The following is a 17,527-nucleotide window of genomic DNA, read 5'->3' on the forward strand; positions in this document are numbered from 1 at the left end:
ACGGGCCGGGATGTCGACGGCCGGTCAGCGCTGCCTCACTCCTGGTTGGGTGGCATGGTGGCGGTCGGTCCCTCGGCCAGCCGGGCCTCGACGTGGGCGACCTTCGCGGTCATCGCGTCGGTGACCCCGGGACGCAGGTCGGCCTTGAGCACCAGGCTGACCCGGGGCGCCTGCGCCGCGACGGTGTCGACGGCCCGCTTCACCACGGCCATCACCTCGTCCCACTCGCCCTCGACGGTGGTGAACATCGGGTCGGTCCGGTTGGGCAGGCCGGACTCGCGGACCACCCGGACGGCGTCGGCGACCAGGTCGCCCACGGACTCACCCGCGCCGAGCGGGGTGATCGAGAACGCGATCAGCATGCCGCCGATGGTGCCAGTAATTCGGGTGCGGTGCGGCGGGTCGCCGGTTAGCCTGCTGGCATGCGTATCTGACGCCCTTCCGCCGAGCCCGGTCCGCCGCCGCACGCGGCGTGACCCGTCCTGCTCCGGGCGTCCGCATACCTCCTCGCCGCCGTCGGTCGCGGCGTCTGTCGTGGTCGGACCCGCCGGAGCCCGCCCGCTCGCCGCGCCGTGACCGGCGCGTTCGACAGTCAGGAGGTCCGCGTATGCCCGCCAAGCGCAGCCCGAAGAAGTCCCGCAAGCCGTCGCCGTCGTCCCCGGTGGACGTGACCCCGACGGATCTCGACGCCCTCGCCGTGGCGCCGGTCGCCAAGCCGGTGGCCCTGCCCGGGACGTCCGAGGCGACGCCGCCGAAGGCCGGCCCGCCGTCGACCGGTCGCGACGCCCGCCTCGCCGGGCGCGGCGGCCAGCGCGCCGGCCAGACCCGGTTCTACGCCTTCCGGCGCAGCTGACCAACCCTTGATCGACTCGGGTCGCGGCAATCCGGGGCATCTCGCCCTGAGGGGCCCCGACCCGCCGCGACCCGAGTCGAATGATCAGCCGATCAGCGGGCGGAAGGTGCCGGCCGCGATGCTGACCGCCAGCGCCGCGCCCGCCAGTGTCGCCGCGCCGGCCACCAGCAGGGCGTCCGCCCGGGTGAAGTGCTGCCGCCGGGCGACCGTACGCGGAACGCCAGCGTCGAAGCCGCGGGCGTCCATCGCCACCGCCAGCCGGGTGCCCCGCCGGATCGCCCCGACCAGCAGGGCGAACGCCGTCGACACGAAGAGCCGCAGCTTGGCGAGCGGATTCCGGCCGGCGTCCACCCCCCGGGCCCGGCGCGCCATGCTGATCATTTGCCACTCCTGTTCCAGCAACGGCACCAGCCGGAACGCGGCCAGCGCGCCGATGGCGAACCGGGCCGGCGCCTTAGCGTTCTGGATCAGCGCGTCGGCCAGGTCGGTGGCGTCGGTGGTGGCGAAGACGACGATCCCGGGCAGCGCCACCGCGAGCATCCGCAGCACCAGCCCCAGCGCGGTGACCAGCACCCCCTCGGTGACCAGGACCGGACCCGCCTCGACCAGCACCGGTCCGGAGCGGTCGGCGGCGAACAGCACCAGGGTGACCAGGATCCCGCCGGCGCCGGCCAGCAACGGCCACGCCCGCCGGGCCAGCACCCGGTAGCGGATGCCGAACAGCGGCAGCACCGCCAGCTCGATCGCGATGGCGATGGCCGGGGCCACCGGGTCCAGGGTGGCGATCAGGATGAACGAGAAGACCAGCGCGGCGGCCAGCTTCGCCACCGGGTTGCGCCGGGCCAGCGGTGCCCCGGGCGCGGCGACCGGCTCCACCCCGATCACGGCCGGTCCCCGGTGCCGGGGCGCGTGAGGGTCACCGTGCGGTCGGCCAGCGCGGCGACGAAGTCCGGGTCGTGGGTGACCGCCACGATGCCGTGGCCGGTGTCGCGCAGTTCGGCGAGCAGGTCGATCAGCTCCAGCCAGGTCCGGCGGTCCTGGCCGAAGGTGGGTTCGTCGCAGATCAGCAGGCGGGGCGCGGTGGCCAGGGCGGTCGCCACGCTCAGTCGCCGCGCCTCCCCGCCGGAGAGGGTGTACGGGTTCGCCCCGGCCAGCCGGGCCAGCCGGAGCCGCTCCAGCAGACCGTCCACGATGGGCCGTACCGCCGCCTCGGGTTGGCCGGTCCGGCGTGGGCCGAGCGCCAGTTCGTCGAAGACGGTGCTGGTGACGAACTGGTGCTCGGGATCCTGGAAGACCGAGCCGATCCGCCGGGCGAGGGCCGGCGCCCGCCAGCGGTGCGGGGGAGTGCCCGCGTCCCGGCCGGCCAGCTCGGCGGTGGCGGTGACCGTACCGGTGCCGGGGCGGAGCAGGCCGCCCAGGAGCAGGGCCAGGGTGGACTTGCCGGCGCCGTTCGGGCCGAGAACGGCGAGCGCCTCGCCGGCGCGTACCCGAAGGTCGGTGGGGGCCAGCCGGGGCGGCAGGCCGAGCCGCCCGGCGGTGATCAGTGGCTCTCCGGCCGGCGTGGTCCCGTGCCGGGGCGGCGCGGTCCGGCCGGGCACCCAGACGCCGGCGGCGGCGAGCGCATCGCCGTGCGCGGCGAAGATCGCCGCGGGCGGCCCGTCGGCCCGCACTCCGCCGCCGGCTTCGAGGACGACCACCCGGTCGACCAGCGGCAGCGCCTCGGTCACCCGGTGCTCGACCAGGACCAGCGTGGTGTCGGCGTCGAGGGCGTCCCGGACGGCCTGCCGGATCAGCGTGGCACCGGCCGGATCGAGGTTGGCGGTCGGCTCGTCGAGCAGCAGCAGCCCGGGCCGCAGGGCGAGCGCCCCGGCCAGGGCGAGCCGTTGCTGCTCGCCGCCGGAGAGCGCCGCGGTGGGCCGGTCCCGGTGGTACGGGAAGCCGACCCGGCTCAGCGCCTCGTCCACCCGGGGCCAGATCTCCTCGCCGGGTACGCCCCGGTTCTCCAGCCCGAACGCGACGTCGTCGCCGCAGCGGGCCATCACCAGCTGGGTCTCCGGGTCCTGGAATACGACGCCGACCCGTTCCCGGGCCTTGCGCGGTTCGAGCCCGTCGATCTCGATGGTGCCCTCCTGGGTGCCGGAGTCCTCCGGCAGCAGCCCGGCGAGCGCCGCCAGCAGGGTGCTCTTCCCGGCCCCCGAGGGACCCAGCAACAACACCCGCTCCCCCCGCTCGACCCGCAGGTCCACCCCCCGGACGGCCCACTGCCGGCGCCCCGCATGCCGCCACCCGAAGCCCCGCACCTCCACCGCACTCACGTCCCCACCCCCACTTCCTGGCCCGAGCTTGGTTGATCAAGGAGTTTGCGTCAGGAACATCGGTTCGGCCGACGCGAACTCCTTGATCAACACGATCGACGGCGGATGCTCAGATGGCGGCGCGGTCGCGGGCGGCGGGGAAGCGGTCGAGGACGCCGGTGCCGGCGAGGGCCCGCGTCAGGGCGACGGCGCCGACGCCGGCCACGACCAGCGAGCTGGCGGCCGTGATGAGGATGTACGGGAGCCGGAAGCTGCCCCACGCGGTGCCCGGGTACCAGACGAAGACGTCGTAGATCGAAGCGGCGAGACCGGCCAACGTGGCGGCCAGCAGGGCTACCGGCAGCCGGTAGGTGCGGTACGCGAACAGCGCGAACGCCAGCTCCCCGGCCGCTGCCTCCAGCGGGCCCTGCACCACCAGGGTCCATCCCCAACTGCTGCCGAGCGCGACCGACACCAGCGCGGCGAAGGTCAGCGTGAAGAACGCGGCGCCCGGCTTGCGCACGATCAGCGCGCCGAGCACGGCCGGCACCAGCCACACCCCGTACAGCGCCGCCCTGCCGGGCAGTGGGATGGCGTCCGCCGGCCCGTTCCAGACCAGGCCCCAGGCCCAGAAGATGACGCCGAACGCCACTCCGAGCACCGAGGCGATGACGATGTCGAGGGTGCGCCACCGGTTGGTGGTTGGTTGAGTCATGGTTGCTCCCAGTCCAGTGATACGAACCAGGAGAAGACGCACGCCGCGCCCGGTGTCACCGGACGGCGGCGCGGCTGGAGGTCGACCGAACTCCCTGCGCTGGCATTACCCAGATCAGGTTCGAGGGTCTGCGGGCACCGGCCCGCACTCTCAGCGCTGTGCGCTCCCCTGTCGGATGTGAAGTTGTCTCGTTCAGACGCTAGCATCGCCCCCGGTCAGCGGCCAGCAGGGCATCGGTCGATCGATGGGGCTGGGTAGGCTGCCGAGTCATGCGGGTCGACGCGCGAGGTCTGACGTTCGATTTACGCACGGGCGGCCCGGAGGAGGGCGCGCCCGTCCTGCTGCTGCACGGCTTCCCGCAGCACGGCGGTGAGTGGGACGAGGTGGTGCCCGCGCTGCACGCCGCCGGGCTGCGCACGTACGCGCCAGACCAGCGCGGCTACTCGCCGGGCGCGCGGCCGGCGGCGGTCGAGGCGTACCGGATCCGGGAGCTGGTGGCCGACGCGGCCGGCGTGCTCGACGCGCTCGGGGTGGCGTCCGCGCACGTGGTGGGGCACGACTGGGGTGCGGCGGTGGCGTGGGGCCTGGCGGCGGCTCACCCGGACCGGGTCCGCACCCTGACCGCGGTGTCGGTGCCGCACCCGGCGGCGATGGCCCACGCGCTCGCCACCGTCCCCCGGCAGCGGGCCCGGTCCGCCTACATGTCGCTGTTCCGCAGGCCGGGCACGGCCGAGCGGGTGCTGCTCGCGATGCGTGCCACCGCGTTGCGCCGGATGCTCGGCGGGGTCGGCGACGCCGCCCGGGTCGCCCGCTACGCCGACCCGATGCGCGAGCCGGGCGCGCTGACCGCCGCCCTGAACTGGTACCGGGCCATGTCGGGGGCCGACATGCGGGCCGTCGGGCCGGTGGGCGTGCCGACCACGTTCGTCTGGAGCGACGGGGACGTCGCGATCGGCCGGACCGCCGCCGAGGGGTGCGTGGCGCACGTCACCGGCGACTACCGCTTCGTGGAGCTGGCGGGCGTCACCCACTGGATTCCCGACGAGGCACCCGCCCCGCTCGCCGCGGCGATCCTCGCCCGGGTCGCCTCGTGATCGCCGTCGCCGCGCCGGCCCGGCCGCACACCCGCGCGTCGCTCGCCGCCCAGCTCCACACCCTCGGCGTACGCCCCGGCGGGACGGTGCTGGTGCACGCGGCCCTGCGCGGGCTGGGCTTCCTCTGCGGCGGCCCGGAGGCGGTCCTGCTCGCCCTGCGCGACGTGCTCGGGCCGGATGGCACGGTCGTGGTGCCCACCCACACCCCGGAGAACAGCGACCCGGCGGGCTGGACCAACCCGCCGATGCCGCCCGAATGGTGGCCGGTGATCCGGGCCGAGCTGCCGGGCTTCGACCCGGCGGTGACGCCGAGCCGGTTCATGGGCACCCTGGCGGAGTTGGTCCGCACCTGGCCGGGCACACGGCGCAGCGACCATCCGTACGTCTCGTTCGCCGCGCTCGGGCCGGCCGCCGACCGGATCGTCGCCGGCCACGCGCTGGCCGACATGTTGGGCGAGAGTTCCCCGCTGGCCCGATTGTACGAACTGGACGCCGACGTGCTGCTGCTCGGCGTCGACCACGGCCACAACACCTCGCTGCACCTGGCCGAGTACCGGCAGCCGGCGCCGCCCCGGGAGCGGTGCGGTGCGGCGGTGCTGACCGCCGACGGTGGCCGGGAGTGGGTGTGGTGGGACGACGTGGACCTGGACGAGGACGACTTCTCCCGGCTCGGCACCGACCTGGAGACCACCGGGGCGGTCCGGCTCGGGCCGTTCGGCGCCGGGACGGGCCGGTTGATGCGCCAGCGGGCGGCGGTCGACTTCGCGGTGGACTGGCTGGCCCGCAACCGACGGACGGAGGAATCATGAGCGCCGAGGCTTATCTGGCGGTGGTGACCGAGACAATCGGCCGGGTGGCCGCCGGCCAGCGGGACAACGTGGGCCGGGCCGCTGACCTGATCGCCGAGTCGCTGCGCGCCGACGGGGTGGTGCACGCGTTCGGCACCGGCCACTCGGAGGCGCTGGCGATGGAGATCGCCGGCCGAGCTGGCGGGCTGGTGCCCACCAACCGGATCGCGCTGCGCGACCTGGTGCTCTACGGCGGCGAGCCGGCCGACGTGCTCGGCCCGAAGCTGGAACGCGAGCCCGCCGTGGCGCACCGCCTCTACGAGCTGGCACCGATCCACCCGCGGGACGTCTTCGTGCTCGCCTCCAACTCCGGCGTGAACGGGGCCATGGTGGAGTTCGCGTCGATCGTCAAGGAGCGCGGGCACGCGCTGATCGCGATCACCTCGGCGGCCCATTCGGCCCGGATGACCTCGCGTCACCCGTCCGGGCGCAAGCTGGCTGATTTCGCCGACGTGGTGCTCGACAACGGCGCCCCATACGGTGACGCCACCCTGCCGCTGCCCGGCGGCGGCGCGGTCGGCGCGGTCTCCTCGATCACCGCGGCGCTGCTGGCCCAGCAGATCGTGGCGGAGGTGGTGGCCCGGCTGCTGGCGGCGGGGGAGCGGCCCCCGGTCTACCTGTCGGCCAACATCACCGGCGGCGACGAGCACAACGCCGAGCTGGAGGCCCGGTACGCCGGCCGGATCCGCCGGGGCGCCTGAGCGCGGTTTCGCCACCGCTCCACGGGGCAAGGGTTGTGCGGCCGGTGGGGATCCCTGCCGGCAGCACCGTCGTCCCCGGGGAGTGGCGCGTGTCCAAGGAGACCGAGCTGCAGCGTTGGCAGCGCAACTTCGCCGAGCTGCTCCAGGAGTTGCGGGTGGCACAGACCGGGGTGCAGATCCTCTTCGCGTTTCTGCTCACCCTGCCGTTCAGCAACGGTTTCGCCCGGACCAGCGCCTTCCAGCGGGACGCCTACCTCGTCGCGTTGCTGGCCGCCGCCGCGGCCGCCGCGATGATCATCTCACCGGTCGCCTTTCACCGGGCGCTGTTCCGGCAGCGCCGCAAGCCGGAACTGGTCCGGTTCGCCCACCTGATGGCCACCGGTGGGCTGGCCTTCATGCTGATCTCGATGGTCAGCGCGGTCCTGCTGATCACGGACTTCGTGCTGGGCCAGCCGATCGCCGTGCTGCTGAGCGTGCTCACCGCGGCGTGGTTCCTGACCTTCTGGGTGATCCTGCCGTTCGCCCGGCGCAACTGGAGCGACGGCGACATCGCCGACGAGGACGACGATCCGCAGGTGCTGCCGGGCGCCTGAACGGCGCCCGTCGCGCCAAATCGGGCGCGCAGCGAAGGCTACCCCTGGGTAACACCCGGGGGTAGCGTCGTTCTGTCGAGCACGTTGACGCAGCCGGACCGAGGTCCCCAGGAGGCAGCCGTGACCACGACACAGAACAGCCGGCCCGATCCCGCGGGCGCGTCCGGACCCACCGGGCGGATGGCCCCGACCGGCGACCCCGAAACGCCGGTCGGCGCCGCCGCCCCGATCGACGACGGCACCGCCGTCACCGGCGGGGCGGGTCCGCTGCCCACCGAGGCCGGCCAGGTATCCGAGAAGGAGGCCCGCCAGGTCGCCGAGGCGGCCCGCGAGACGGCCTGGGACCGGCCCAGTTTCGGCAAGGAACTGTTCCTCGGCCGGTTCCGGCTCGATCTGATCAACCCGTGGCCCCGCTCCGACCCCGAGGAGGCCGCCCGGGCGGAGGGGTTCCTCGGCGCGCTCGGCGCGTACCTGGACTCCGAGGTGGACGGTGCGGCGATCGAGCGGGACGCGCACATCCCCGACGAGGTGTTCCACGGGCTGGCCCGGCTGGGCGCCTTCGGCATGAAGATCGACCGGAAGTACGGCGGCCTCGGGCTGAGCAACCTGCACTACTGCCGGGCGCTGATGCGGGCCGGCTCGGCCAATCCGGCGATCAGCGCGCTGCTCTCCGCGCACCAGTCGATCGGCGTGCCGCAGCCGCTGAAGATGTTCGGCACGGCCGAGCAGAAGCAGCGGTTCCTGCCCCGGCTGGCCGCCGGTGAGGTCTCCGCGTTCCTGCTCACCGAGCCGGACGTCGGCTCCGACCCGGCCCGGCTGGCCACCACCGCCGAGCCCACGGCCGACGGCACCGGCTACCGGGTCAACGGGGTGAAGCTCTGGGCCACCAACGGCACGGTCGCCACCCTGCTCGTGGTGATGGCCCGGGTGCCGGCGGCCGACGGGCGGCGCGGCGGCATCACCGCGTTCGTGGTGGAGGGCGACAGCGAGGGCATCACCGTCGAGCGGCGCAACACCTTCGTCGGCCTGCGCGGCCTGGAGAACAGCCTCACCCGTTTCCACGACGTGTACGTGCCGAAGGAGAACGTGATCGGTGGTGAGGGCAAGGGCCTGAAGATCGCCCTGACCACGCTGAACACCGGGCGGCTCTCGCTGCCGGCCATGTGCGTCGGCGCCGGCAAGTGGTCGCTGAACGTGGCCCGGGAGTGGGCCGCCGACCGGGTCCAGTGGGGCCGGCCCGTCGGCGAGCACGAGGCGGTGGCCAAGAAGCTGGCCTTCATCGCCGCCACCACGTACGGCATGGAGAGCATGCTCGACCTGTGCTGCCTGCTCGCCGACGACGACCGCAACGACATCCGGATCGAGGCGGCGCTGGTGAAGCTCTACGCCAGCGAGATGGCCTGGAAGATCGTCGACGATCTGATCCAGATCCGGGGCGGGCGTGGCTACGAGACGGCCGAGTCCCTGGCCGCCCGGGGCGAGCGGCCGGCCGCCGTCGAGCAGCTGATGCGCGACCTGCGGATCAATCGGATCTTCGAGGGCTCCACCGAGATCATGCACCTGCTGATCGCCCGGGAGGCGGTCGACGCGCACCTCTCGGTGGCCGGCGACATCATCGACCCGGACGCGGGGCTGGCCCGCAAGGCGAGGGCGGGCGCCCGGGCCGGCGTCTTCTACGCGAGGTGGCTGCCCACCCTCGCCGTCGGCCGGGGGCAGGCACCCCGGGCGTACGCCGAGTTCGGCCCGCTCGCCGGCCACCTGCGGCAGGTCGAGCGCGCCTCCCGCAAGCTGGCCCGCGCCACCTTCTACGCGATGTCCCGCTGGCAGGGGAAGATGGAGCGCAAGCAGGCGTTCCTCGGCCGGGTGGTGGACATCGGCGCGGAGCTGTTCGCGATGGCCGCGGTCTGCGTACGGGCCACCGCCGAGCGGGCGGAGCATCCGGAGCACGTCGAGCTGGCCGACCTGTTCTGCCGGCAGGCCCGGCTGCGGGTCGACGAGCTGTTCACCGCGCTCTGGTCCAATACCGACTCGGTCGACGTGGCGGCCGCGAAGCGGATCCTCGCCGGCCGGTACGCCGCGCTGGAGGAGGACGTGGTCGCCCCGCCGGCCGAGCTGCCCTGGGTGGCTCGCTGGCAGCCCGGCCCGTCCGCCGTCGAGGATGTCCGCCGCCGCATCCCACCGGCCGGGTGACGCGGCTGATTCGACCGTTTGCGGCATGTCGCGGTGTCCGGCCGACCGGAGGCCGCGACATGCCGCATCCCATGGCGGCGTAGACCGCCGACGCTCAGCGGGCAGCGACCGCCCAGGCCAGGACGCCGGCCAGGATGAGCCCGTTCAACGCGGCCAGCACCAGGTACGCGGCCGGCGGGATCTTGCGACCCTTGCGGACGAAGCTCACCAGGACGCCCGCGTACGCCAGCAGCAGCACGGCGACGACGATCAGGAAGTACAGCACCGCCACACCCTACCGGCCGACCTTCAGGCCGAGTCTGCGCAGCTCCAGCGCGGCGAGCGCGTCGACGGTCGCGTCGTCGCCGCGCCGCCACGCCTCGGCCACGTCGGGCGCGATCTGGGTCAGCCGCCCGAGCGGCTGGCCGGCGAGCGCGCGCAGGGCCAGCAGGTCCCGCCCGGCGGGGGCGGCGGCCAGGGCCCGCGCCGCCCCGGCCCGGCGCATCCAGCGCAGCCGCAGCGGCAGCCAGCCGAACAGGACCAGCCCGAGCGGCAGGATCAGCACCGCGATGCTCAGCCCGAGGGCCAGCTGGCCGACGAGTTCCTGCTGGTCGCGGCCGGCCTGGGCGACCGCGCGGGCGGCCTCCGCGGCGCGGGCGAACGGTGCGGTCAGCTCGTCGCCGACCAGCGGCACCCGGCCGACCTTGCCGCCGGCGTCGGCCAGGTTGTCGGCGAGACCGCCGCCGGCCCCCTCCAGCTTCTGTCCGGGTACGGCGAGTTTCTCGATCATGTCGTGCAGCCAGAGTGCGAAGCGGATCGTCGCGTACACCCAGACGACCACGAGCAGATCGGTGAGGAGCTGACGGAGAGCGGTCGGAAAGCGATCGGCGTAGATCTTCACGCCGGACAGCGTGCCACGGTCCGGGCGCGGCGGCACAGGACGGGACGCCCGGTTATGCCGAACCTTCCCCGGCGTGGCTCACCGCGTCCGCCACGATGTGCGCGACGTGCTCGTCCACCAGGGCGTACGCGATCTCCCGGCCGCGCCGGGAGCCGCGTACCACGCCCGCGCCGCGCAGCACCCGCAGGTGCTGGGAGACCAGCGGCTGCGGGGCCCCGAGCTTCTCCACCAGTTCGTGTACGCAGCGCTCGCCATCGGCCAGCTCGCTCACGATCGCCAACCGGATGGGTGCGGACAGGGCGCGCAGCAGGTCACCGGCGCCTTCGAAGGCGTCGTATCCGTGCAGGGCGGTCACCCTGTAACGGTAACCAATCCCAGCAGCGGTGGCCGGCACGGGCTCACCGCAGGATCACCTCGGGTTCGTGCGGCTCGGCGATCGGCGGGGCGACCGGGTGGGCCCGGCGGCGTAGGGCCCGCCGGGCCGCGGTGACGAGCGCGACCAGCAGGAACGAGCCGATGGCCACCAGCACCACCGAGGCCCCCGGGGTGGTGTCGGCGGTGGCGGCCACCCAGATGCCCGTGCCGGCGGCGAAGAGCCCCAACGCCATCGCCGCCGTCATGGTGCTCCGGAAACCCCGGGTGACCTGCTGGGCGGCGGCCACCGGCACCACCATCAGGGCGCTGATCAGCAGCACGCCGACCGCGCGCATGGCGATCGTCACCGTCCACGCGGTGCCCACCGCGATGAGCAGGTTGAGCGCCCGGACCGGCAGCCCGGACACCCGGGCGTACTCCTCGTCGTGGCAGACCGCGAAGAGCGCCGGGCGCAGCGCCAGCATGGCCACCAGGACCACCGCGCCGAGCACCAGGATGGTGACCAGGTCCGCCGAGGAGGTGGTGATCAGCGACCCGAACAGGTACGAGTTGAGCGAGGCGCTGCTCGCGTCGGAGAGCCCGACCAGCAGCACGCCGCCGGCGATGCCGCCGTAGAAGAGCAGGGCCAGGGCCAGGTCCCCGGAGGTACGCCCGCGCGAGCGGACCAGCTCGATCGCGATCGAGCCCAGCGTCGCCGCGATCACCGCCACCAGCACCGGGGACCGGTTGAGCAGCAGCCCGGCACCGACGCCGGTGAGCGCCACGTGGCCGATCCCGTCGCCGATCAGCGCCAGCCGGCGCTGCACCAGGTAGATGCCGAGGGCCGGGGCGGCCAGGCCGATGACCAGCGCGCCGACCAGGGCACGCAGCATGAAGTCGTAGTGGAAGAGGTCCATGTCAGATGCTCCACAGCCCGGCGGGTTCCTCGTCGCAGTGCGGGTGCACGTGCTCGTGGTCGGGGTCCGCGTGGTGGCCGGCGGGCTCCGGCACCGCGCCGTCGTGCACGATGCCGCCCTGGTGGACGACGACCGCCCGGCTGATCAGCGGGCGCAGTGGCCCGAGTTCGTGGGCGACCAGCAGCACCGTCCCGCCGCCGTCGACGAAGCCGCGCAGCGCCGCCGCGAACGCCTCCTGGCTGGCCGCGTCCACCCCGGCGGTCGGCTCGTCGAGCACCAGCAGCTCCGGCTGCCCGGCCAGGGCCCGGGCGATCAGGGTGCGTTGCTGCTGGCCACCGGAGAGGGTGGAGACCGGGTCACCGGCCCGGTCGGCGAGCCCGACCGCTCGCAGCGCGGCGGCGACCGCCTCCCGGTCGGCCCGGCCCGGCGGGCGCAGTACGCCCCGGCGGGCAAGCCGCCCGGACGCCACCACCTCCCGCACCGTGGCCGGTACGCCGCCGCCGGCGCCCAGCCGCTGCGGGACGTACCCGATGCGGTGCCACTGCCGGAAGCGGCGCTGCGCGGTGCCGAAGAGGGCGACCGACCCGGCGCCGAGCGGCACCAGGCCGAGCACGGCCCGGATCAGGGTCGACTTGCCGGAGCCGTTGGCGCCGAGCACGGCGACCACCTCGCCGGCGGCGACGCTCAGCGAGACGTCCCGGAGCACCGGTGGCCCGTCGTAGCCGACGGCGGCGTGCGCGACCTGGACAACAGGCGTGGTCATGAGCATCCCAGTGCGGTTCGCAGGGTCTGGAGGTTGGTACGCATCGCCGACAGGTAGTCGCCGCCGGCCGGCGCGCCCTCGATCGGGTCGAGCACGGCGGTCTTCGCCCCGACCTCGCGGGCCACCGTCTCGGCGATCTTCGGGCTGACCAGGGTCTCGAAGAAGATGGTGGTGGCCTGGTGGCTGCGGGCCTCCTCCGCCACCTCGGCGAGACGCTGCGGGGAGGGTTCCGCGTCGGGGCTGAGGCCGGTGATGCCGACCTGTTCGAGCTGGTACCGCTCGGCCAGGTAACCGAACGCGGTGTGGCTGGTCACGATCTCCCGGCGCTGGCAGGTCCGCAGGCCCTGGGCGTAGTCGGTGTCCAGCTTCGTCAGGTCGGCGTGGAGCGTCGCCGCCCGGGCGGTGAACTCGGCGGCCCGGTCCGGGTCGGCCCTGCCGAGTCGCTCGGCGAGCCGGTTACCGATGGTGGCCAGCCGGGTCGGGTCGAGCCAGACGTGCGGATCCCTGCCGCCCGTCTCGCCGTCGTGCCCGGCCTCGCCCTCGCCCTCGTGCTGGTGCCCGCCGGCCGTGGCGTCCAGCAGCGGCTGCACGGCGGCGACGTCGAACGTCCGGTCGCCGCCGTTCTGCGCCACCGCCTCGTCGACGGCCGGCTGGAAACCGGCGAGGTAGACGATCAGCTCGGCGTCGACGATCTGGCCGACCTGGCGTGGTTGCAGCTCCAGGTCGTGCGGCTCGGCGCCCGGCCGGGCCAGGTTGGTGATCCGGACCGCGTCCCCGCCGACCTGCTCGGTGAGGAACTGGAGCGGGTAGAAGGCGACCACCACGTCGACCCGGTCCGGGTCGGTGCCGCCGCCACCGTTGTCCGAGCAGGCGGCGACGCCGCCGAGGGTGAGCAGGGCGGCGGTGGCCGCGGCCAGGGCGCGTGCGGTGGGGCGGACGGTCATGCCACCAACTGTCCGCGGTAACGAAATTGATTGTCAAAAGCGCATGATTGCATGTCAGCGCGGCCGCGCCGGATCAGAGCAGCTTGGCCAGTGCGACCGCGATCAACAGCGCCAGCATGAGCAGCCGCAGCAGCCGGGTCGCCGGCTTCTGCACCGGCCAGGTTACGGCCATCAGCCACACCAGCAACACGGCCAGCAGGAGCAACAGCATTCCGCCCGCGGGGCCCGGCGCGAAGAGCGCCACCAGGACCAGGGCGAGCGTGGCCAGAAACACCACCGTCGGGTTGAGCCGCGCCAGCCGGGCCAGCACGGGACTCTGCGTACGCTGCATTTCACAAACTTTACGAGGAGGAGCCCGGTGCTTGTCACCAACCGGTTCGTAGTCGACCCCGACGGCGCGTCGGATTTCACCGAGCGGGCGCACGCCGCCCTCGCCGCGCTCGCGGCCCGCCCCGGCTACCTGCGCGGGGAGTTGTTGCGGGCGCTGGACGACCCGACGCACTGGTGCCTGGTCACCGAGTGGGAGTCGGTCGGCGCGTACCGGCGGGCGCTGGGCGGCTTCGATGTCAAGGTCACCGCGGTGCCGCTGCTGGCCCGCTCGGTCGACGAGCCGTCGGCCTACGAGACGCTGGCCAGTGCCGCGCCGCAGGGCGGGGTGGTGGTCGTGGCCAGTGATCGGGCCGCAGGTCCTTACCGCTGAAGCCGGGGGCACTACCCTCTGGCGTATGACCGCTCCCGGACCGGCCGCCCCGCCCCCGCCTCACGTGCCGCCCGGCGGGTCGCCGGTAGCGGGACCGCCGATCTGGGCGCCGCCGGCAGCGGGACCGCCGGCCGGGCCCGGCATCCCCGAGCCGCCGCCCGGCCCCGGTGCCGCCCCACCGTTCGCGGCACCGCCCACCGAGGGCGGCCGGGCGCGGCTCTGGCTGGGGCTCGGCGTCGGCGCGCTCGCCGTGCTGCTCTGCTGCGGCGGGGGCGGCGCGGCCATCGTCGGGCTGGTGGTGAGCAACGCCCAGGCCATCCAGGAGCAGGGCCGGGCGGTCACCAACAACTACTACCGGGCCCTCGTCAACAAGAACTGGTCCAAGGCGTACGACCAGCTCTGCGCCGACGCCCGCCGGCGCGAGTCCCGGCCGGAGTTCGAGCAGCGGGTGGCCACCGAGCCGCAGATCGCCGGCTACCGGGTCGGCAGCGTCGACGTGCAGACGCTGACCGTCCCGGTGGACGTGACGCTGGCCGGCGGCAAACGGGAGGACCAGACGGTGACCCTGGCGCCGGATCAGCAGACGGGCGCCGTGGAGGTCTGCGGGGTGAGCTGACCGGGCCCCGGTATTGTGCTGGGCTCGGGCAGCGGTGGTCGTACCGTTGTACCGACCGTCCGGTTCCACTCACATCGCCCCCGCCGACCGCCAGCCGGCGTAGGAGGAAACATGCCAGCCGACCGTATCGACGCCGTCGTCAGCCTCGCCAAGCGCCGGGGATTCGTCTTCCCCTCCAGCGAGATCTACGGAGGCACCCGGTCGGCGTGGGACTACGGCCCGCTCGGCGTGGAGCTCAAGGAGAACGTCCGCCGGCAGTGGTGGCGGACCATGGTCCAGCAGCGCGACGATGTCGTCGGCCTCGACTCCGCGGTCATCCTGGCCCGCCAGGTCTGGGCGGCCAGCGGCCACCTCGCCGAGTTCGTCGACCCGCTGACCGAGTGCCAGTCCTGCCACAAGCGGTACCGCGCCGACCACCTGGAGGAGGCGTACGCCGAGAAGCACGGCAAGCCGCTGGCCTCGCTGTCGGAGCTGAACTGCCCGAACTGCGGCAACAAGGGCACCTTCACCGAGCCGAAGATGTTCAACGGCCTGATGAAGACCTACCTGGGCCCGGTGGAGAGCGACGAGGGCATGCACTACCTGCGCCCGGAGACCGCCCAGGGCATCTTCGTCAACTACAAGAACGTCGAGACGGCCGCCCGGAAGAAGCCGCCGTTCGGCATCGCGCAGACCGGCAAGTCGTTCCGCAACGAGATCACCCCGGGCAACTTCATCTTCCGGACCCGCGAGTTCGAGCAGATGGAGATGGAGTTCTTCGTCGAGCCGGGCACCGACGAGCAGTGGCACGAGTACTGGCTCCAGGAGCGCTGGAACTGGTACCTGGACCTCGGCCTGTCGGAGAGCAACCTGCGCTTCTACGAGCACCCGAAGGAGAAGCTCTCCCACTACTCGAAGCGCACCGTCGACATCGAGTACCGGTTCCAGTTCGGCGGCAGCGAGTTCGCCGAGCTGGAGGGCATCGCCAACCGCACCGACTTCGACCTGTCCACGCACACCAAGCACTCCGGCGTCGACCTGTCGTACTTCGACCAGAGCAAGGGCGAGCGCTGGGTCCCGTACGTCATCGAGCCGGCCGCCGGCCTGACCCGCGCGGTGCTCGCCTTCCTGCTGGAGGCGTACGACGAGGACGAGGCGCCGAACACCAAGGGCAGCGTGGACAAGCGGACCGTCATGCGCTTCGACCCGCGGCTGGCCCCGGTCAAGGTGGCGGTGCTGCCGCTGTCCCGTAACGAGGCGCTCTCGCCGAAGGCCAAGCAGCTCGCCACCAACCTGCGCAAGCGCTGGGTGGTCGAGTTCGACGACTCGCAGGCGATCGGGCGCCGCTACCGCCGGCAGGACGAGATCGGCACGCCGTTCTGCGTGACGGTGGACTTCGACACCCTCGACGACAACGCGGTCACCGTGCGGAACCGGGACACCATGGCCCAGGAGCGCATCTCCCTGGACCAGGTCGAGCGCTACCTGATCGAGCGCCTCCCCGGCTGCTGAGCTTGTAAGGAAGGGCCCCTTCTTAACGTTTCCGGTAGAGAAGGGGCCCCTCTCAACGAGGCGCTGTGCACAATCTCCGCCCGGCCGGCGCATGTGATATGCGCCCCTGTTAACCCGGGCCCCTGCTATGCAGCAGGCGTTGAGCAGGGACCCCTCCTTACACTTGTCCGATGACCGCGTCGACCGTGCCTGTGCTGCGCCCGTTGATTCTTGGGCGGCACCAGGTGTGGCCGCCGGTGGTGCTCGCGCCGATGGCCGGGATCACCAACGTCGGCTTCCGCCGGCTCTGCCGCGAGCAGGGCGGCGGCATCTACGTCTGCGAGATGATCACCACGCGGGCGCTGGTCGAGCGGAACCCGAAGACGCTGCGGATGATCGCCTTCGGCGCGGAGGAACAGCCGCGCAGCCTCCAGCTCTACGGCACCGACCCGGAGATCACCGCCGCGGCCGTGCGGATCGTGGTGGAGCGGGATCTCGCCGACCATATCGACCTCAACTTCGGCTGCCCGGTCCCCAAGGTCACCCGGCGCGGCGGCGGGTCCGCCCTGCCCTGGCGGCGCCGGCTCTTCGCCCGGCTGGTCAGGGCCGCGGTCGACGCCGCGTCACCCGCCGGGGTGCCGGTCACCGTCAAGATGCGCAAGGGCATCGACGACGACCACCTGACGTACGTCGAGGCCGGGCTCGCCGCCCAGGATGCCGGCGTGGCGGCGGTCGCCCTGCACGGGCGTACGGCCGCGCAGCGCTACTCGGGCACCGCCGACTGGGACGCCATCGCCTCCCTCAAGCAGGCGCTCGACGTGCCGGTGCTCGGCAACGGCGACATCTGGGAGGCCGACGACGCGCTGCGGATGGTGGCGCACACCGGGGTCGACGGCGTGGTGATCGGGCGGGGTTGCCTGGGCCGGCCGTGGCTCTTCGCCGACCTGGAGGCCGCCTTCAACGGCCGGCCGGAGCGGCGGCTGCCGACCCTCGGGGAGGTGGCGGTGACCATGCGGCGGCACGCCGAGCTGTTGGTGGACCAGTTCGTGGCCGGTGCCCGTAACCCGGCGCGGGGTGAGCGGGACGGCTGCACCGACTTCCGCAAGCACGTCGCCTGGTACCTCAAGGGCTTCCCGATCGGCAGCGAGCTGCGCCGGTCCCTGGCGATGATCGACAGCCTCGCCCAGCTCGACGACCTGCTCGGCAAGCTCGATCCGGCTGTGCCGTTCCCGGTGGAGACCCTGGGCCAGCCGCGGGGCCGGACCAACTCCCCGGGCAAGGTCTTCCTGCCCGACGGCTGGCTGGCCAGCCGGGACGACGACACTCCGCCCGACGGTGCCGAGCTGGACGACTCCGGCGGCTGACCGCCCCGCCGGCCAAGGTCCGCACACTTTCGGGGAAGTTGCTGTCTCCCTGCGCGGGCCGGCAGCGACCACCGTTGAGCGGGCGGTGGGTACGACGAGAGGGCCGGCCCCTGGTGGGGGCCGGCCCTTGTCGTTTGGTGTGGGTCAGGAGGCGCTGTAGCCGCGGGTGGCGATCCAGTTGGCGAGGTTGTTGACGTTGATCTGGTAGGAGGCGGTGTTCGGGTTGGCGGA

Annotated in this window: 21 protein-coding genes, 1 pseudogene and 1 riboswitch; of the genes and pseudogenes, 10 read left to right on the forward strand and 12 right to left on the reverse strand. The window is 73.4% G+C overall.

The window, feature by feature from the left end:
- Positions 1-35: 35 nt before the first annotated feature.
- Positions 36-362, reverse strand: a complete 327-nt coding sequence (locus ACIRG9_RS28570) for an MTH1187 family thiamine-binding protein (protein WP_402862499.1) — start codon at positions 360-362, stop codon at positions 36-38.
- A gap of 245 nt (positions 363-607) precedes the next feature.
- Here ACIRG9_RS28570 and ACIRG9_RS28575 point away from each other — a divergent pair, with 245 nt between their 5' ends.
- On the forward strand, positions 608-853 hold the full coding sequence (locus tag ACIRG9_RS28575) for a hypothetical protein (protein WP_402862502.1): 246 nt from the start codon (positions 608-610) through the stop codon (positions 851-853).
- A gap of 84 nt (positions 854-937) precedes the next feature.
- Here ACIRG9_RS28575 and ACIRG9_RS28580 read toward each other — a convergent pair whose 3' ends face one another.
- The 3 genes from ACIRG9_RS28580 to ACIRG9_RS28590 all read right to left on the reverse strand — a co-directional run bounded on the left by ACIRG9_RS28580 (position 938) and on the right by ACIRG9_RS28590 (position 3,862).
- Positions 938-1,738, reverse strand: a complete 801-nt coding sequence (locus ACIRG9_RS28580; RefSeq protein ID WP_402862505.1) for an energy-coupling factor transporter transmembrane component T family protein — start codon at positions 1,736-1,738, stop codon at positions 938-940.
- The gene (locus ACIRG9_RS28585) at positions 1,735-3,168 is read right to left on the reverse strand and encodes an ABC transporter ATP-binding protein (protein WP_402862508.1); all 1,434 of its coding nucleotides are present in this window, start codon (positions 3,166-3,168) and stop codon (positions 1,735-1,737) included. Before ACIRG9_RS28585 ends, ACIRG9_RS28580 begins: the two co-directional genes overlap by 4 nt.
- Positions 3,169-3,277: 109 nt before the next feature.
- Positions 3,278-3,862, reverse strand: coding sequence for an ECF transporter S component (locus ACIRG9_RS28590; RefSeq protein WP_402862511.1), 585 nt, complete (start codon positions 3,860-3,862; stop codon positions 3,278-3,280).
- 73 nt (positions 3,863-3,935) lie between these two features.
- A riboswitch (TPP riboswitch) is annotated at positions 3,936-4,042 on the reverse strand.
- An 89-nt stretch (positions 4,043-4,131) separates the two neighbouring features.
- Between ACIRG9_RS28590 and ACIRG9_RS28595 the strand changes: the two genes are divergently transcribed.
- The 5 genes from ACIRG9_RS28595 to ACIRG9_RS28615 all read left to right on the forward strand — a co-directional run bounded on the left by ACIRG9_RS28595 (position 4,132) and on the right by ACIRG9_RS28615 (position 9,288).
- Positions 4,132-4,956 (forward strand): alpha/beta fold hydrolase, encoded by an 825-nt coding sequence (locus ACIRG9_RS28595; protein ID WP_402862514.1) that lies wholly within the window; start codon positions 4,132-4,134, stop codon positions 4,954-4,956.
- Positions 4,953-5,765, forward strand: a complete 813-nt coding sequence (locus tag ACIRG9_RS28600; protein WP_402862517.1) for an aminoglycoside N(3)-acetyltransferase — start codon at positions 4,953-4,955, stop codon at positions 5,763-5,765. Before ACIRG9_RS28595 ends, ACIRG9_RS28600 begins: the two co-directional genes overlap by 4 nt.
- Positions 5,762-6,505, forward strand: coding sequence for a sugar isomerase domain-containing protein (locus ACIRG9_RS28605; RefSeq protein WP_402862520.1), 744 nt, complete (start codon positions 5,762-5,764; stop codon positions 6,503-6,505). Before ACIRG9_RS28600 ends, ACIRG9_RS28605 begins: the two co-directional genes overlap by 4 nt.
- A gap of 89 nt (positions 6,506-6,594) precedes the next feature.
- On the forward strand, positions 6,595-7,098 hold the full coding sequence (locus tag ACIRG9_RS28610; protein ID WP_402862523.1) for a DUF6328 family protein: 504 nt from the start codon (positions 6,595-6,597) through the stop codon (positions 7,096-7,098).
- Between the two features lie 120 nt (positions 7,099-7,218).
- Positions 7,219-9,288, forward strand: a complete 2,070-nt coding sequence (locus ACIRG9_RS28615) for an acyl-CoA dehydrogenase family protein (protein ID WP_402862526.1) — start codon at positions 7,219-7,221, stop codon at positions 9,286-9,288.
- Positions 9,289-9,382: 94 nt separating this feature from the next.
- Here the strand turns inward: ACIRG9_RS28615 and ACIRG9_RS28620 are convergent, their stop codons facing one another.
- From ACIRG9_RS28620 to ACIRG9_RS28650, 7 genes are all read right to left on the reverse strand, one after another.
- Positions 9,383-9,553: a hypothetical protein gene (locus ACIRG9_RS28620; protein WP_402862529.1), complete on the reverse strand. Its 171-nt coding sequence runs from the start codon at positions 9,551-9,553 to the stop codon at positions 9,383-9,385.
- A gap of 9 nt (positions 9,554-9,562) precedes the next feature.
- The gene (locus ACIRG9_RS28625) at positions 9,563-10,168 is read right to left on the reverse strand and encodes a hypothetical protein (RefSeq protein ID WP_402862532.1); all 606 of its coding nucleotides are present in this window, start codon (positions 10,166-10,168) and stop codon (positions 9,563-9,565) included.
- A 52-nt stretch (positions 10,169-10,220) separates the two neighbouring features.
- The gene (locus ACIRG9_RS28630) at positions 10,221-10,523 is read right to left on the reverse strand and encodes an ArsR/SmtB family transcription factor (RefSeq protein WP_402862535.1); all 303 of its coding nucleotides are present in this window, start codon (positions 10,521-10,523) and stop codon (positions 10,221-10,223) included.
- Between the two features lie 43 nt (positions 10,524-10,566).
- Entirely contained in the window at positions 10,567-11,439 is an 873-nt protein-coding gene (locus tag ACIRG9_RS28635; protein ID WP_402862538.1) for a metal ABC transporter permease, read from the reverse strand.
- A 1-nt stretch (position 11,440) separates the two neighbouring features.
- A complete protein-coding gene (locus ACIRG9_RS28640; protein WP_402862541.1) occupies positions 11,441-12,202 on the reverse strand; it encodes a metal ABC transporter ATP-binding protein in 762 nt (253 codons plus the stop codon).
- Positions 12,199-13,146, reverse strand: coding sequence for a metal ABC transporter substrate-binding protein (locus ACIRG9_RS28645; RefSeq protein ID WP_402862544.1), 948 nt, complete (start codon positions 13,144-13,146; stop codon positions 12,199-12,201). Before ACIRG9_RS28645 ends, ACIRG9_RS28640 begins: the two co-directional genes overlap by 4 nt.
- Positions 13,147-13,219: 73 nt before the next feature.
- Positions 13,220-13,477 (reverse strand): DUF6703 family protein, encoded by a 258-nt coding sequence (locus ACIRG9_RS28650; protein ID WP_402862547.1) that lies wholly within the window; start codon positions 13,475-13,477, stop codon positions 13,220-13,222.
- A gap of 27 nt (positions 13,478-13,504) precedes the next feature.
- Here ACIRG9_RS28650 and ACIRG9_RS28655 point away from each other — a divergent pair, with 27 nt between their 5' ends.
- The 4 genes from ACIRG9_RS28655 to dusB all read left to right on the forward strand — a co-directional run bounded on the left by ACIRG9_RS28655 (position 13,505) and on the right by dusB (position 17,296).
- Complete coding sequence (locus ACIRG9_RS28655) at positions 13,505-13,846, forward strand: antibiotic biosynthesis monooxygenase family protein (protein ID WP_402862550.1); 342 nt, start codon at positions 13,505-13,507, stop codon at positions 13,844-13,846.
- Between the two features lie 142 nt (positions 13,847-13,988).
- Positions 13,989-14,462 carry a hypothetical protein gene (locus tag ACIRG9_RS28660; protein WP_402862583.1) on the forward strand — a complete coding sequence of 158 codons (474 nt, stop codon included), beginning with the start codon at positions 13,989-13,991 and terminating at the stop codon, positions 14,460-14,462.
- A gap of 111 nt (positions 14,463-14,573) precedes the next feature.
- Entirely contained in the window at positions 14,574-15,953 is a 1,380-nt protein-coding gene (locus tag ACIRG9_RS28665) for a glycine--tRNA ligase (RefSeq protein ID WP_402862553.1), read from the forward strand.
- A 170-nt stretch (positions 15,954-16,123) separates the two neighbouring features.
- The gene (gene dusB, locus ACIRG9_RS28670; protein WP_402862556.1) at positions 16,124-17,296 is read left to right on the forward strand and encodes a tRNA dihydrouridine synthase DusB; all 1,173 of its coding nucleotides are present in this window, start codon (positions 16,124-16,126) and stop codon (positions 17,294-17,296) included.
- A 144-nt stretch (positions 17,297-17,440) separates the two neighbouring features.
- On the opposite strand, the pseudogene ACIRG9_RS28675 reads toward dusB, so the two are convergent.
- Positions 17,441-17,527: pseudogene (locus ACIRG9_RS28675) on the reverse strand (phytochelatin synthase); the annotation flags it as partial.

The organism is Micromonospora sp. NPDC093277 (genome assembly GCF_044765245.1).
Lineage (GTDB): Bacteria > Actinomycetota > Actinomycetes > Mycobacteriales > Micromonosporaceae > Micromonospora.